This is a genomic window from Nocardioides panacisoli, assembly GCF_039537325.1.
GTDB lineage: Bacteria > Actinomycetota > Actinomycetes > Propionibacteriales > Nocardioidaceae > Nocardioides > Nocardioides panacisoli.
On the sequence record NZ_BAABAH010000002.1, the window covers coordinates 279,975 to 295,174 of the forward strand.

The window sequence follows — 15,200 nt, forward strand, 5'->3', positions numbered from 1 at the left end:
CCAACCTGAGAAGCATCCTCAGCAAAATCGCGCTGAGCGGAAATCTCAGTCCTCGACGAGCCCCAGCCTGAGGTACTCGGCGGCGTAGGTGCCGCTGAGCAGCAGCGATGCGTAGCGGGCGACCTCGCCGTCCGCGTCGGTTGTGACGATCTCCACACGTACGTCGTGCTCGCGCGCGGCCGTCTCGAGCCGCTCGCGGGCCTCGTGGGCCACCGGTTCGTCGGCACCGTCGTCGAGGATCACGAGCACCGGGCGGCGGCCGCTCTCCTCCTGCCCGTCGAACGGGTCGTCGAAGACGTTGCGCGGACGGGCGGCCTCGATGACCGGCAGCAGGTGCTCGGCGTCGCCGGCGAGCGCGGCGCGGCCGGACGTGCGGCGGATCGACTCCGCGACCCGGCGCGCGGCCCGGGCCGCGAGCACCGACCCGCCCCACAGGACGGGGTTGGCGTCGGCGAGGGTGATCGCGAGCATCTTCGCGGGGTTGATCGAGATGTCGCGGTGCGGTGAGCAGTCGATGGCGACCGCGTCCAGCGCCTCGGCGACCGCGTCCGGCGTCGCGTGCGGGCCGAGGTCGATCTGGTGCAGGAACGCGAGCATGACGACGGCGGTGGCGAGCTGGTCGCCGGTCGTGGTCGGCAGGATCGTGGTCCACCGGCCGGCGGCGTGCTCGGCGACCATCGACTCGGCCGGGCACGCGACGACGACCTGGCAGCCGCGGCGTGCGGCCTCGGCGACCGCTGAGGCGGCACCGACGTCGGCCCGCTCGGGAGCGAGCACGACGACCAGGTCGAGGCTGCCGGCCCAGCCCGGCAGGGCGTGGTTGGGCCACGCGACGAACGGCACGGGGCACCACGGCTCGAGGACCGCTCGCAGCAGCCGCGAGTCCGGACCGGCCGCGATCACGGCTCGGGGGCGGGTGTCGGACGCCCGGGTCACGCCCTCGGCGATGGCGTCCGCGGCGGCGCCGTACTCCCGGCGGACGCGGGAGCCGGACTCGGCGAGCGTGCGCAGCCGCAGGTCCGCCGAGCCCAGCGCGAGCTCGTCGTCGAGGCGGGACTCGTCGAACCAGGTCATCTCGGCGTCACGACGGCTTGCGGGCCTCGTCGACGAGCAGCACCGGGATGCCGTCGCGGACGGGATAGACCAGTCCGCAGGACTGACAGGTCAGCTCGGTCTGGCCCTCGTCGACGGCCAGCTCGCCGTGGCAGTCGGGGCAGACGATGATCGCCAGCAGCTCCTCGGACAGCGTGCTCATGCCGCACCGCCCCGGATCACGGCCAGCGCCTCGTCGCGGATCTTCTCCATGGTCGCGATGTCCTCCCCCTCGACGTTGAGCCGCAGCAGCGGCTCGGTGTTCGACGCGCGCACATTGAACGCCCAGTCGGCGTGCTGCACGCTCAGCCCGTCGAGGTGGTCGATCGTGACGCCGTCCTGGTCGCCGTACTTCTCCTCCAGCGCGGTCAGCACGGCCTGCTGGTCGGCCACCGTCGAGTTGATCTCGCCCGAGAGCGGGTAGCGCTCGTAGCTCGCGAGCACCTCCGACAGCGACTGGTCGGTCTCGGCGAGCGCCGCCAGCGCGTGCAGCGCGGCGAGCATCCCGGAGTCGGCGCGCCAGAAGTCGCGGAAGTAGAAGTGGCCGCTGTGCTCGCCGCCGAAGATCGCGCCGGTCTCGGCCATGGTGCCCTTGATGTAGGAGTGCCCGACGCGGGTGCGGACCGGCTTGCCGCCGAGCTCCTCGACGATCTCGGGCACCGCGCGGCTGGTGATCAGGTTGTGGATGATCGTCGCGCCCGGCTCCTTGGCGAGCTCGCGGGAGGCGATCAGCGCGGTCAGCGTCGACGGCGAGACCGCGCGGCCGCGCTCGTCGACGAGGAAGCAGCGGTCGGCGTCGCCGTCGAACGCGAGGCCGACGTCCGCCTTCTCGGCGAGCACCCGCTCCTGCAGGTCGACCAGGTTGGCCGCCTCGATCGGGTTCGCCTCGTGGTGGGGGAAGGTGCCGTCGAGCTCGAAGTACATCGGCACCAGGTCGACCTGGTCCGCGAGCCGCTCGAACACCGCGGGCGCGGTGTGGCCGGCCATCCCGTTGCCGGCGTCGACCACGACCTTCAGGCGCCGGCCCCGGACCGGCGCGAGGGTGAGCAGGTGCGCGGCGTAGGCCTGCAGCACGTCGGTCTCGGAGATCGAGCCGGACCCGCTGCCGCTGGTGCCCACGCCCTCGGCCACCCGGTCCCGGATCTCGAGCAGCCCGCTCTCGGCGCCGACCGGCTGGGCGAACGCGCGGCAGAGCTTGATGCCGTTGTACTGCGCGGGGTTGTGGCTCGCGGTGAACATCGCGCCGGGCAGCTCGAGGTGGCCCGAGGCGAAGTAGAGCTGGTCGGTCGACGCCAGGCCGATCATCGTCACGTCGGCGCCGGCCGCGGTCGCGCCGTCGGCGAACGCGCCGGCCAGGCCGGGCGAGCTGGGCCGCATGTCGTAGCCGACCACGACCGCCTGCACGCCGAGCACCTGGACGTACGCCGTCCCTACGGCGCGCGCGAGCTCCTCGTCGAGCTGGTCGGGCACGGTGCCGCGGACGTCGTAGGCCTTGAAGACCGCGTTGAGGTTGTCCGGCGAGCAGGTCGTCGACATGGTGGCGACCCTAGCGCCCTTCAGTCCGACTGGAGCACCCGGAGGTGCCCGCGACGGGCGACCTCGCGGCCGGCGCCCTGCACCGGCTCGGGGCGCGGAGCCACCGGCCGGCCGGCCTCCCGGACGGCGTCGGCCAGCGCCAGCAGGTCGTCGTGGTTGGGCTCGGGGTCGCGACTCTCGATCGCGAGCCGGAGCACCTCCCAGCCCCGCGGCGCGGACAGGCGCTCGCTGTGCTGGTCGCACAGGTCGTAGGCGTGCGGTTCGGCGTACGTCGCCAGCGGGCCGAGCACGGCCGTCTGGTCGGCGTAGACGTAGGTGAGCGTGGCCACCGCCGCGCGGGCGCATCCGGTGCGCGAACAGCGACGGGCGAGACTCACGCGGCGAACGCTACAACCACCGCGAACCCCCGCCGACTAGGCTCGCGGGTCGTGGAGGAGAGTGGCGCACGCCGGCGGTCCCGCGACCGGCGGGGACGTGGGATGCGGGGTCCGGCGGTGCTGCCGTCCTCGCTCGGCCCGCACCGGCGGCCGCCCCGGCCACGCACCCGGCGCGAGGTGTTCGACGAGATCGTCATCGACATCGTCGACGACCTCGAGGACCGGTGGGCCGACCGGCTGGGGCTCGTGGAGTACGCCGTCGAGGACATCCCCGACCTCCCGGACGACTGGGAGTCGGGCAACGTTCCGCTGTCGTCGCTGATCCGGGGCTCGGGCACCCGCCCGACCCGGATCGTGCTGTTCCGCCGGCCGCTCGAGCACCGCGCCTCGGACCGGGGCGAGCTCGAGGCGATGATCCTCACCGTCCTCGTCGAGCAGGTGGCCGAGCTGCTCGGCATCCCTGCCTCCGACGTGGACCCTCGCTACCCGGGCGACTGAGCGGTCTCGCTCCGGGAGCCTCAGTCCGGCCGGACGACCGGCACCTCGGCGGCGACCTCCGCGTCCCGGAGCCGGACGACCCCCAGCCCGGGGTCGCTCGCTGGTCCGGAGACGAGGACCTCGCCCGCGACCGGGGTCGTGCGCGACTCCACGGTGACGGCGACGGCCTCGGCGGGCAGGTCGACCTCTGAGCCCCTGCCGGCCCCTACCTGGACGTCCTGGGTGTCGAGGACCTTGCCGGAGGCGTCCGTCGAGGTCACGTGGACGACGCCGGTGCGCTCGGCGTCACCGAGGACGAGCCGCTTCTCCCCCGTCGGGAGCACGGCGACCGCATCGCTCTCGATCCGCGGCAGGCTGCTGAACTGCGCCACGTCGTCCCCGACCAGCGTGCGCACGCCGACCGCCGCGGGCTCGGAGGAGGTGACGAGCAGCCCCAAGGAGTCCTTCATCGCGTCCTTGGGCAGGTAGGAGTCGAGGTTGACCCAGCCCTGCTCCTCGGGACCGACGACGATGTCCTTGGCCCCCTCGGGCGTGAACGTGGCGTCCTTGGTCACGATCTGCACCTGCGCGCGCAGCTCGTCCTGGCCGGGGTTCATCACGAACAGCCGGCGGGGGCCGCTGTCCGGCACGCCGAGGAGCAGGTTCTCGGTCTGCGGCTGCGCCTGGGAGAGCCGGTAGTCGGTCGTCACCCGGCTCTGCCCGAGCAGGTCGATGGTGTGCCGGAAGGTCGTGACGACGCGGCCCTGGGTGACCGTCACGTGCGCGGCCAGGTCGACCCGCCTCGGGATCGTCTTGGACAGGTCGAACGTGCTCACCTCGTGGGGACCGACGGTGATCCCGCGCAGGTCCTCCGACTTCACCGGTCCGTGCGGCCCGTAGAGGGCGATGTCGACGATCGCCCGGCCGCCGTCGGGGTTGACCAGCTCGAGCTCGGAGCTGTTCCGCGCGGCGGCACCCAGGCCCACGAACCACTCGTCGAAGGCCGGCGGCCGGCACTCGGCGGGCGCGGTCGGCCCGCCTCGCCCGGCGACCAGGCCGGGGGCGGCCGCGTCGTGGCCGGAGATCTCGACCGGGGCCGAGTCCTCCTGGACCGTCGCGACGCGGTCGGGGACGACGTCGACCGGGCTGCCGGCGTCGAGCCGGGTGGTGCCGGTACGCACCTCGACGCGGCCGCCCTGCACCCCGGGCGACCGGGTCAGCGAGACGTCGCCGGGGACCGCGGCACCCGGGCAGACGACGGCGGCGTCGGTCAGCGGTGCGCTGGTGGGCGGCCGCAGCGTGGAGGCGGGCAGCGAGTCGTCCTCGTTCACCGCGACGGCGACCACGACCACCGTCGGCAGGATCATGGCGAGCACGACGACCACGTCGATCTTCCGGTTCCGCCCGCTCTCGGCGCGGCGGCCGCCGCCCTGCGGGGCGCCGCTGCGGTCCGCCCGGCGCCCGCTCGGCTGCTGGTCAGACATCTGCGCGCCTCCTCCGGATCGTCGGCAGGCACTGCACGACGACGAACACGATCACGACGAGCTGGGCGCCGACGAGCACCAGCCGCCACCCGGTCAGGCTGCCGTCGACCGCGTCGGCGGGGGGCGGCTTGGTGAGCTCCCAGGCGCGGGTGGAGCGGTCGTCGGCGCTGGCCCGCTCGAGACCGGGCGTGGCATCCAAGCGGGAGGCGACGTCGCCGTCGGCCGGGGCCGGCTGGACGACGTACTTAACGCCGCGTTCGCGCAGCTGCTCGACCGCGTCGGCGGACGGGGCGGTGGCGAGCACCGTGAGCAGCCCGGTGACGTCGCTGTCCTCGTCGGTGAGCGCCGCGATCTCGTCCTCGCCCACGGTCGGCCCGTCGTCGCGGACGACGTCGTAGGTCAGCCCGTCCTCGATGCTCCCCCGGATCACCAGGATCCCGTTGGCGAGGCCGAGCTCGGCGTCCTCGGTCATGTGGGCCGGGATGCCGGAGTCCGGCTCGTCGGCGAGGTCGCTGCCGCCCCATCCGGCGAACCAGACCAGCCCGACCGCGGGCGCGAGCAGGCCGACCAGGCCGGCCGCCACGACCCCCGCGGTCGCGGGCCGGGAGAGCGAGACGTCCCGCAGGGCGACGCCGGCGATCACGATCGCGGAGATCCACGCGCCGTGCAGGACGAGCAGCACCGGTCCCAGACCGAGCTGCTGCCCGGCGACGCCGGTGAGGTCCACGTCGACGAGCCCGAGGGGTACGGCGACCAGCGCCGCGACCGCCGCGACGAGCCAGCAGACGACCACGCCGATGCGCGTGGCGCGGGGGACGAGCGCGACGAGCGCGAGGGCCGGCAGCACCAGCCCGGCCCACCACGGCGCGCCGAGGTCGCCCAGGCGGCCGAGCACCAGCTCCGGGCCGGTGGTCGGGTCTGTCGGCCAGCGGCCGACGTCGAGGAGGCTGCCGACGAACGCCCCGTCGAGCGCGAGCGGCAGCCACCACGGGAGCAGCAGCACCAGCGGGATGCCGAGGGCCAGCGCGGGCGGGCCCCAGACGGTGCGGTCGCGCGCGGCTCCCGGGACGACCCGGTTGCCGGCGACCAGCACGACGACGCCGAGGGCCAGGAACAGCCACCACGCGGTGGGCGTGACCGCCGTCAGCAGCGCGAGCAGCAGGCCGACCCGCCAGCCGGCGCGTTGCCGGCGCGACGCCTCGGGCTCGGCGAAGCCGAGGGCGGCGTGCGCCACCCACGGCAGCAGCGCGGAAGCAGCGACGATGCCCCAGCGACCGCCCTCGAACGCTCCGGCGACGAGCGGCACGAGCGCGTAGGTCGTCGACCCCCACAGCAGCAGCCAGCGCGGGGCGCCGTACGTCGACATCAGCCGGCCGACCACGCGCAGGAACCGCCAGGCTCCCCAGAGGGCGAGGGGCGCGGACAGCACCAGCAGGGCCGACATCGTGGTCGTCGGGCCGAGCAGGCTGGCCAGCAGCGCGAGCGGGAGGACGTACGGCGGGGCCGGCACGCTGGTGCCGAAGCCGATCGGGTGGTCGGTCTCGAGGTGCAGCCGCCACCAGTCACCCGCGCCGCTCGGCGACGGGGAGAGCGCACCGCCGACGACGTCGCCGAACGCGCCGCGGGCCCCGGCGACCAGGACCAGGACGATCACCGCCACCGCCACCGCGACCGGGTTGGTGAGGAACCGCACGGCGATCCCCGTGTCGGCCAGCGCCTCGTCCTCCTCGTCGCGGTGGCGCGCGACGGGCGGGTTGGGGTCGCGGGCCGCCGCGGCCTCGCGGCGCCGCTCGGCCACGTCCGCGGCCTGGTTGGTCAGTGCGGCCGCGACGTCGCTGACGAAGTCCAGGCCGTGCCGGTAGGGCAGCCACCACGGCGCGAGCAGCCGGCGCACCCGGTCGGTGTCGCCGCCGTCGCGGAACATCGCGGCACGGGTGCGCCGCGCCGCGAGCACCTGGCCGGGGTGGGCGTACACCGAGAGCAGCGCGGCCAGCTCGTCCAGGGCCTCGCCCGGCGAGCGCACGACGAGGAAGCCGAGGATGCGCAGGAGCGTGCCGAGCGCGAGCCGCACCACCTGGAACGGCAGCCAGCGGCCGCGACCGTTCGCGAGCAGCGTGTAGAGCGCCGCGCGCCGCTCCTGGTAGTGGGTGTGCCGCCCCGTGAGCGCGGTCCGCCGTACGCCGCGGTGGGCGGCCTCGGCGTGGAAGACGACGGCCTTCGGAACGATCAGCGTGGTCTTGCCCGCCGCGGCGGCGCGCCAGCCGAGGTCGAGGTCGTTGCCGAACATCGGCAGGTTCTCGTCGAGGCCGCCGAGCGCGGAGAGGGCCGCGGGCCGGACCAGCATGCCGGCGGTGTTGACCGCGAACACCTCGCGGACGTCCTCGTGCTGGCCCTGGTCGTACTCGCCGCGCTCGAGGCCGGTCTCGCGCCGGCCGGTGCCGCTGATCGTCACGCCGAGCTCGAGCAGCCGGCGCAGCGAGGGCCACTCGCGCAGCTTCGGGCCGAGGATCTCGGCCTCGGGCCGCTGGCCGGAGACCGCGAGCAGCTCGGTCAGTGCTGCGGGGTCGGGGTTGCTGTCGTCGTGCAGCAGCCAGAGCCAGTCGGGGTGGGTGCCGGCCTGCTCGACGTGCTCGACGGCCCGGGCGACGGCCTGCGGGAAGGAGGTGGCGGCGTCGGCGCGCAGCACCGTGGTCGGCACGAACGGCGCCAGCGTCTCGACGAGCTCGGCGCTGTCGTCGAGGCTGCCGGTGTCGACCGCGACCACCCCCGCGACGGGGGTCGTCTGGGCCCGGATCCCCTCGAGGACCGCGGGCAGCCAGGCCGCCCCGTCATGGGTGACGAGGACGACGACGACGGCAGGCACGGCGGTTCACACTAGCGGCGGCACCCATCAGGTCCGAATGCTCATGGGTTTCGACGCGCGGCCGCGCCCTCGCAGGCTCGGCCGCGCGCTTGCCCGACCTTCCGCGCCGACGCCGGGAGCTCGTGCCTCGCTCCCGGCTGGCGCTACACCGCTCGTTTCTTCAGCTTGCGACGCTCACGCTCGGACAGGCCGCCCCAGATGCCGAACCGCTCGTCCTGCATCAACGCCGCCTCGAGGCACTCGACCCGCACCTCGCAGGTCTGGCACACCTTCTTGGCCTCGCGCGTCGAGCCGCCCTTCTCGGGAAAGAACGCCTCGGGGTCGGTCTGCGCGCACAGCGCGCGCTCCTGCCAACCGACTTCTTCTGTTTCTGCCTCTACCAGGAAGAGTTCCCTCACGGTTCCGCCCCTTTCGACCCCGACGAACCTAGGAACAACACTGTGGGAATTACATGCATGTCATACCCTCGGAGTCAAGTGCGGATCTGCTATACGCCAGACTTCCCCCATGCAGAAGATCACCGTCCTGTCGGGAGGAATGGGCGGCGCGAGGTTCCTCCAGGGCCTGCTCCACGGCATCGGGAACGGCACCCTGCCGGGTGTCGCGGCCGACGCGGAGGTCACCGTCGTGGCCAACACGGCCGACGACTGGTGGATCCACGGGCTCAAGGTGTGCCCCGACCTCGACACGGTCATGTACACCCTCGGTGACGGCATCGACCCCGAGCGGGGCTGGGGCCGGCGCGACGAGACCTGGAGCGCGAAGGAGGAGCTGGCGGCGTACGGCGTCGAGCCCACCTGGTTCGGCCTGGGCGACCGCGACATCGCCACCCACCTGGTGCGGACCCAGATGCTCGACGCGGGCTACCCGCTGTCCCAGGTGACCCAGGCTCTGTGTCGGCGGTGGCTCGACCCGGTCTGGGGGCGAGGCGTCCGGCTGCTGCCCATGACCGACGACCGGGTCGAGACCCACGTCGCGGTCGCCGACGCCGACTCCCCCAGCGGCCGGCGGGTGGTGCACTTCCAGGAGTACTGGGTCCGGCTGCGCGCCGAGGTCCCCGCCGAGGCGGTCGTGTTCGTCGGCCTCGACGACGCCAAGCCCGGCCCCGGGGTGGTCGAGGCGATCACCGGCGCCGACCTGGTCGTGCTGCCGCCGTCGAACCCGGTCGTGTCGGTCGGCACCATCCTCGGTGTGCCCGGGCTCCGCGACGCGCTGGTCTCGGGACCCGCGCCCGTCGTCGGCCTGTCCCCGATCGTCGGCGGCACCCACGTGCGCGGCATGGCCCAGCAGATGCTGACCTCCATCGGTGTCGAGGTCAGCGCCGCCGGTGTCGGGCTGCACTACGGCGCCCGCTCGGCCGGCGGCGTCCTCGACGGCTGGCTGGTCGACGAGCGGGACGCCGCGGACGTGGAGCGGCTCCGGGCCGCCGGCATCGGCTGCGCCGCCGTGCCGCTGATGATGACCGACCACGACGCCACCGCCGCGATGGCGGCGGCTGCGGTCGACCTGGTCGCCCCGAAGTGATCACGGTCGTCGCGCCCGACGGCGTGCCCGAGGTGCGCGCCGGCGACGACCTCGCCGCACTGCTGCTCGGCGCGCTGGACGAGCCGCTCGCGGACGGCGACGTGGTCGTCGTGACGAGCAAGGTGGTCAGCAAGGCCGAGGGCCGCGTCGCTCAGGGCGACCGCGAGCAGTGGATCGACGCCGAGACCGAGCGCACCGTCGCGGTGCGCGGCCGCACCCGGATCGTGCGCAACCGGCTCGGGCTCACGATGGCCGCGGCCGGCGTGGACGCCTCCAACGTGCCGAACGGATCGGTCGTGCTGCTGCCGCTCGACCCCGACGTCTCCGCCCGCACGCTGCGGGCGGCGGTCCGAGAGCGCGGGGGCGCCAACGTCGGGGTCATCGTCACCGACACCGCCGGTCGCACCTGGCGCGAGGGCCAGACCGACCTCGCGATCGGCGCCGCGGGCGTCGTGGTCCTCGAGTCCTACGCCGGCCGCGTCGACGAGCACGGCAACGAGCTCGCGGTCACCGCCCCCGCACTCGCCGACGAGATCGCCTCGGCTGCCGAGCTCGCCCAGGGCAAGCTCGCCGGCCGCCCGTTCGCGGTGCTGCGCGGACGCCCGGACCTGGTGCTGCCGGCCGGCGAGGACGGTCCGGGCGCAGCGGTCCTCGTCCGGGCCGAGGGCGCCGACCTGTTCGGGTACGGCGCTCGGGAGGCCGTGGTGCGGGCCGTGGCGGCGGCCGCGGGCGACCAGGTGCCGTTCGGGTCGGTCGCGACGGTCGACGAGATGGTCGACGCGTTCGGCCGGGCCGGGGTGCCCGCGGTGGCCGCGGAGGGCGTCGTCCGGTGCCCGGCGGACCGGGCGGCCGTGGCCGCCGTACTCGCGTTCGCGCACGGGTGGACCGTCGAGCCGGAGGCCGCCGACGGGGCCGATCCACGCACCGATCTGCGGATCCGACCGATGACTCCGTAGACTCGCCGCGATCATCTCCACCTCGACCGCACCGGTCGACCAGAAGCAGGGGTAGCCCGCACCGTGGCCAAGACCAGCAAGTCGTCCGTGCGCTCGGACCGCCAGAAGGTCATCGATGACATCCGGCGCAAGCAGAAGAGCGCCGAGAAGCGCCAGGGCACCATCATCGTGGTCATCTGCGTGGCGATCGCGGCCGCGATCATCGTCGCCGCCGCGTGGAAGCCGGTCTGGACCTGGGTCCACCAGAAGGGCAACAGCACCAAGCCCCTGACCGAGATCGGCGCGCCCGCGGCCGACGTGTGCAGCGACATCACCCGCAAGAAGGCCAACGGCAACCAGCAGCACGAGCCGACCGGCACGCAGATCAACTACCCGGACTCCCCGCCGGCCTTCGGGCCGCACTGGAACGAGCCCGGCCAGGCCCCGGTGCCGATCCACCAGCGCTTCTACACCGAGGACAACCGGCCCGAGCTCGAGGAGCTCGTGCACAACCTCGAGCACGGCTACACGATCCTCTGGTACGACGACACCGCGGCCAACAGCCCGAGCATGCTCGCCGACGTGAAGTCGATCGCCGCCCGCCTCGACGCCAGCGACACCAACAACCGCTACTCGTTCAAGGCCGTGCCGTGGACCAAGGACGACGGCGACCCGTTCCCCGACGGCAAGCACATCGCGCTGACGGCGTGGACGGTCGACAGCGCCGGTGACCAGTACGGCGAGTGGCAGTACTGCTCCGAGCCGAGCGGCGAGGCGGTCCAGGACTTCATGGCGAAGTTCCCCTACACCAACGCCCCCGAGCCGATCGGCGGCTACCAGCCGGGCGCCTGACGCCAGGTCAGGTCAGGTCGGTGCGACCGCGCTCCTTGAGCGCGGCGACGACGGCCTTCACGTCCTGCGCGCGTGCCCGCGTGGTCACGAGCAGGGCGTCGGGGGTGTCGACGACGACCACGTCGTCCAGCCCGACGACCGCGACGACGCGGCCCGAGGCGGGCACGACGACCCCGCTCGCCTCGAGGGCGACGACGGCGTCCCCGTCCCCCAGCACGGTCAGGTCCCGCGGACCCGTCGCGAGCTTCGCGCCGGGCCGGCGCTCCAGCAGGCCGGCCAGCGAGTCGAAGTCCCCGATGTCGTCCCAGCCGAAGTCCCCCGGCACCGTCGCGACCCGGCCCGCGGCCGCGGCGGGCTCGGCCACGGCGTGGTCGATGGCGATCTTCGGGCACTGCTCCCACAGCTCCGCGAGCCGGCCGGGCTCCGCGGCGATCGCCCGCAGGGTGGCGGCGAAGCCGGGGTCCTGCTCCTCCAGCAGCCCCAGCAGCACGGTCGGGCGCGCGACGAACATCCCCGCGTTCCACCGGTAGCCGCCGGCCGCCAGGTACTCCTCCGCCACCTCCGCCGACGGCTTCTCGACGAACTCCGCGACGGCGCACGCGCGGTCGTGGCCCGGCAGCGGATCGCCCTGGTGGATGTAGCCGAACGCCGAGCTCGGGAAGGTCGGCTCGATGCCGATGGTCACCAGGTGGTCCTCGCGAGCCGCCGCGACCGCCTCCTGGACGGTCCTCGCGAAGGCCTCGACGTCGGCGATCACGTGGTCGGCCGCGAACGAGCCCATGACCAGGTCCTCGCCGGTGCGCTCGGCCCGTCGCTCGAGGATCGCCGCGGCGAGGCCGATCGCGGCCATCGAGTCCCGGGCCGACGGCTCCGCGACGAGGTCGTCCGCGCCCAGCGAGGGCAGCTGCTCCCGGACCGCGGCCTCGTGGGCGCGTCCGGTCACGACGAGGAAGCGTGGTCCGACGAGCGGCGCCAGCCGGTCGTGCGTCTCCTGGATCAGGGTGCTCCCGCTGCCGGTCAGGTCGTGCAGGAACTTCGGTGAGCCCGACCGGGACAGGGGCCACAGCCGGGTGCCGGCGCCACCGGCCGGCACCACGGCCCAGAAACCGTCGAGTTCACGCATGGCGCGACAATAACGGCGTGACCACCTTCAGCGAGGTCCTGTCCGAGCGGCTCCGGCGCGATCCCGGACAACCGCTCGTGACGTTCTACGACGACGCGACCGGCGAGCGGGTCGAGCTGTCGGTGACGACCTACGCCAACTGGGTGGCGAAGGCGTCCTCGCTGCTCGTCGACGAGCTCGGCCTCGAGCGGGGGATGAGGCTGCGCGTGGACCTGCCGCCGCACTGGCTGGGCACGGTCTTCGTCGGTGCCGCGTGGAACGCGGGGCTGGTCCTCACCGCCGCCGACGACCCCGACGCGGTCGTGTGCGGCCCCGAGGCGCTCGCCCGCTGGGCGCCCCGGGCCGCAGCCACCACCGTCCTGGCCTGCTCGCTGCTGCCGCTCGGCGTACGGTTCGCGGAGCCGGTGCCCGTCGGCGTGCACGACGTCGGGGTCGAGATCTGGTCGCAGCCCGACGCGTTCGCGCCCTGGGACCCGCCGACCGCGGACGACGCGGCGACGGACACGCAGAGCCAGGGCGAGGTGTGGACGACGGCCGCCGCCGGGACTCTCGTCGCCGACGGCGGCCGCCTCCTCTCGGTCGCGAACCCGGCTTCCCCACCAGGTGTCGCGACCTTCACGGAACCGCTGGCTCGCAACGGCTCCCTGGTCCTGGTCGCCCGGGCCGAGCCGGAGCGGCTCGAGGCGACGTACGTCGCCGAGCGCGCCACGGCTCGCTTCCCCGCCTAGGCCCCAGGCCTCCCCAGGTCATCCGATGTAGTTGTACGCGTCGCCGACCTTCCCCAGCGCGATCCGGTCGCCGAACCCGCTCCGGGTCCCCGGGAACAGGTACATCTGCCCGTTGGACCGTTGGCGCGCGATCACGTCGGAGTGCCCGGTCATGTCGACGTCGCTGACGCCCGCCAGCCAGTCGTAGCCGGCGACGTCCAGGGTGACCGGCTTGGTGCCGGCCAGTCCGCCGGGGCCGTTGCCGGTGCGGAGCTGCAGGGTGTCGCCGGAGCGGGTGAGCACGTCGGGGGCGCCGTCGAAGTCCCACCGGCCGACGCCGATCATCCGCTGCGCCGTGACCGTCGTCATCGCCGGGTAGCTCACCTTGAGGCCCTTGAGCCCGTTGCCGGGGTAGATCCGCATCTGGCCGCCGCGCGGCTGGCCCATCAGGTCGGGGAACCCGTCGCCGGTGAAGTCGCCGACCGCGGTGAGCAGCTGCACCCGGCCGAAGCCGGTGCCGATCACCTGGGCCTGGTCGAACTTCCCGTCACCGAGGCCGCGGTAGAGGTCGAGGGCACCGTGGTCGTTGCGGGTCACCAGGTCGTTGATCCCGTCCTTGTCCCAGTCGCCGACCCGCATGATGTTGCGGGCGCCGGGCAGGTGCAGGCCCGTGTCGACCGGGGCACCGAGCGAGTAGACGCCCTTGCGCTTGTGCACCGGCAGCAGCACCACGTCGGAGTCGCCGCCCTGGCGCGCGACCAGGTCGGGGCGCTCCGAGCCGACGTAGTCCGACTGGAGGTCCCGGCCGCTCCAGCTGCCCTGGTCCTGGACGGCGGCGGCGCGGATGTCGGGGATCTTCGCGTAGAGGTACTTGCCCGGGCACGCGGTCGACTCGGCGTCGCGGTGGCCGTTGATCGCCTGGAAGTAGCGCGAGGTCACCCAGGTGCGCTTCCAGCCGGCTCCGATGCCGTGCAGGCCGAGCTTCCAGGCGAACAGCCGGGCGTAGGCGTCGAGCATCGCGTCCGAGGGGTGCGCGACCTCGTAGTTGCCGATCGCCGACATCGCGAACGAGTCGTCGTTGTAGCCGAGCGTGTGAGCTCCGACGACGTCGCGGTCGACGCCGCCGTACCGGCCCTCCCAGATCCGGCCGAACCGGTCGACCAGGTAGTTGTAGCCGATGTCGCTCCAGCCGCGGGACTGCGTGTGGTAGGCGTAGATGCCACGGATGATCGCCGGGACCTCGGCCCGCGTGTAGTCGTTCGCGTTCACCGTGTGGTGGATGAAGCCGGCGTGCACGTCGCCGTAGTGCAGCGACGGCTTGTCCCTCATGCTCTCGTCGGCCCCCCACTGGGCTCGGGAGAAGATCTTCGGCTTCGGGGCGACGACCTGCGCCGAGAGGTCGAGGCCGCCGTTCCCGTCGGGGGACGGCACCTCCTCGGTACCCGCGTCGCCGGCGCCGGTGTCGATCCTCGGCGCCTGGCGGGCGACGGTGGTGGCCTTGCCCGGGTCGACGACCGCGAGCTTCATGTCCGCCGGCGCGGTGCTCTTCGTGTCCACGCGCACCTGCACGTCGTCGACGTTGCCGACGAACAGCGGGTCGGTGCCCGGCCGGGCGTTCCGCGCCTCGGCGCTGCCCGGGTCGGGGCCGTGGTCGCCGTCGTAGGTCACCGGCGTCCAGGCCGACCAGGAGCCGTTCATGCGGTAGCGCGCCTGGACCTTGATCTGGTCCTGGGCGAGGTCGTCACCGTGCTGCCACGTGACGCCCACGGCGCCGTACCCCCGCACCGGCAGCTTCCGGCTGACGATCTCCTGGCCGCCGCCGGGCGTACGGCGGGCCGACGCCTTCAGCATCCCGGGAGCGAGCCGGGCGCCGGCGGGCGCGGTCATGCTGTACTCGCTGACCTTCGGGTCGACCGGCGCGGCGGGGACCCGCGACGGCCGCTCCGCCGCCCGCAGGTAGGCGTCCGGCCGGACGTCCCCGGCCACACCGCCGTGCGCCGGCGGGCGCACGTCCATCGTGATCGTGCGGGCTGCGGGAGTGAGGAACGCCAGTACCACCGCCAGCGCCAGCAGCTGCTGGCAGACGGTGATGAAACGCGTCCGGGACGTGCTCGACAGCATGAGAATCCTGCTCCAGTCGTGTGCGGGGGAAGTTGTCACACGAGAAGCAACTTTCACATCAGTCACACGCGTTGGGAAGAGATCGCGAGTAACTACAAGAGTGTAATTT

Annotated in this window: 14 protein-coding genes; 5 read left to right on the forward strand and 9 right to left on the reverse strand. The window is 73.6% G+C overall.

Annotated features, from left to right (window positions below):
* Positions 1-45: 45 nt before the first annotated feature.
* The 4 genes from ABD709_RS04300 to ABD709_RS04315 are packed head-to-tail and all read right to left on the reverse strand — an operon-like array spanning position 46 to position 3,005.
* A complete protein-coding gene (locus tag ABD709_RS04300; protein ID WP_344772642.1) occupies positions 46-1,074 on the reverse strand; it encodes an SIS domain-containing protein in 1,029 nt (342 codons plus the stop codon).
* A gap of 7 nt (positions 1,075-1,081) precedes the next feature.
* Positions 1,082-1,255 (reverse strand): Trm112 family protein, encoded by a 174-nt coding sequence (locus tag ABD709_RS04305; RefSeq protein WP_344772644.1) that lies wholly within the window; start codon positions 1,253-1,255, stop codon positions 1,082-1,084.
* Entirely contained in the window at positions 1,252-2,628 is a 1,377-nt protein-coding gene (locus ABD709_RS04310) for a phosphomannomutase/phosphoglucomutase (RefSeq protein ID WP_344772646.1), read from the reverse strand. The genes ABD709_RS04305 and ABD709_RS04310 overlap by 4 nt, the downstream gene beginning before the upstream one ends.
* A gap of 20 nt (positions 2,629-2,648) precedes the next feature.
* Positions 2,649-3,005: a DUF3499 domain-containing protein gene (locus ABD709_RS04315; protein ID WP_344772648.1), complete on the reverse strand. Its 357-nt coding sequence runs from the start codon at positions 3,003-3,005 to the stop codon at positions 2,649-2,651.
* A 102-nt stretch (positions 3,006-3,107) separates the two neighbouring features.
* Between ABD709_RS04315 and ABD709_RS04320 the strand changes: the two genes are divergently transcribed.
* Entirely contained in the window at positions 3,108-3,503 is a 396-nt protein-coding gene (locus ABD709_RS04320) for a metallopeptidase family protein (protein ID WP_344772650.1), read from the forward strand.
* 20 nt (positions 3,504-3,523) lie between these two features.
* Here ABD709_RS04320 and ABD709_RS04325 read toward each other — a convergent pair whose 3' ends face one another.
* From ABD709_RS04325 to ABD709_RS04335, 3 genes are all read right to left on the reverse strand, one after another.
* Positions 3,524-4,966 carry a DUF5719 family protein gene (locus ABD709_RS04325; protein ID WP_344772652.1) on the reverse strand — a complete coding sequence of 481 codons (1,443 nt, stop codon included), beginning with the start codon at positions 4,964-4,966 and terminating at the stop codon, positions 3,524-3,526.
* Entirely contained in the window at positions 4,959-7,829 is a 2,871-nt protein-coding gene (locus ABD709_RS04330; RefSeq protein WP_344772654.1) for a glycosyltransferase, read from the reverse strand. Before ABD709_RS04330 ends, ABD709_RS04325 begins: the two co-directional genes overlap by 8 nt.
* Before the next feature lie 143 nt (positions 7,830-7,972).
* On the reverse strand, positions 7,973-8,227 hold the full coding sequence (locus ABD709_RS04335) for a WhiB family transcriptional regulator (protein WP_344772656.1): 255 nt from the start codon (positions 8,225-8,227) through the stop codon (positions 7,973-7,975).
* A 109-nt stretch (positions 8,228-8,336) separates the two neighbouring features.
* Between ABD709_RS04335 and cofD the strand changes: the two genes are divergently transcribed.
* The 3 genes from cofD (at position 8,337) to ABD709_RS04350 (ending at position 11,140) form a co-directional block, all read left to right on the forward strand.
* Positions 8,337-9,353 (forward strand): 2-phospho-L-lactate transferase, encoded by a 1,017-nt coding sequence (gene cofD / locus ABD709_RS04340; RefSeq protein WP_344772658.1) that lies wholly within the window; start codon positions 8,337-8,339, stop codon positions 9,351-9,353.
* Positions 9,350-10,309, forward strand: coding sequence for a coenzyme F420-0:L-glutamate ligase (cofE, locus tag ABD709_RS04345; RefSeq protein ID WP_344772660.1), 960 nt, complete (start codon positions 9,350-9,352; stop codon positions 10,307-10,309). Before cofD ends, cofE begins: the two co-directional genes overlap by 4 nt.
* 63 nt (positions 10,310-10,372) lie before the next feature.
* The gene (locus ABD709_RS04350) at positions 10,373-11,140 is read left to right on the forward strand and encodes a DUF3105 domain-containing protein (RefSeq protein WP_344772662.1); all 768 of its coding nucleotides are present in this window, start codon (positions 10,373-10,375) and stop codon (positions 11,138-11,140) included.
* Positions 11,141-11,147: 7 nt separating this feature from the next.
* Here the strand turns inward: ABD709_RS04350 and ABD709_RS04355 are convergent, their stop codons facing one another.
* Positions 11,148-12,263 (reverse strand): mannose-1-phosphate guanylyltransferase, encoded by a 1,116-nt coding sequence (locus tag ABD709_RS04355; RefSeq protein WP_344772664.1) that lies wholly within the window; start codon positions 12,261-12,263, stop codon positions 11,148-11,150.
* A 17-nt stretch (positions 12,264-12,280) separates the two neighbouring features.
* On the opposite strand from ABD709_RS04355, the gene ABD709_RS04360 reads away from it, so the two are divergent.
* The gene (locus tag ABD709_RS04360; protein WP_344772666.1) at positions 12,281-12,991 is read left to right on the forward strand and encodes a TIGR03089 family protein; all 711 of its coding nucleotides are present in this window, start codon (positions 12,281-12,283) and stop codon (positions 12,989-12,991) included.
* 18 nt (positions 12,992-13,009) lie between these two features.
* Here the strand turns inward: ABD709_RS04360 and ABD709_RS04365 are convergent, their stop codons facing one another.
* The gene (locus tag ABD709_RS04365; RefSeq protein ID WP_344772668.1) at positions 13,010-15,091 is read right to left on the reverse strand and encodes an N-acetylmuramoyl-L-alanine amidase; all 2,082 of its coding nucleotides are present in this window, start codon (positions 15,089-15,091) and stop codon (positions 13,010-13,012) included.
* Positions 15,092-15,200 lie beyond the last annotated feature (109 nt).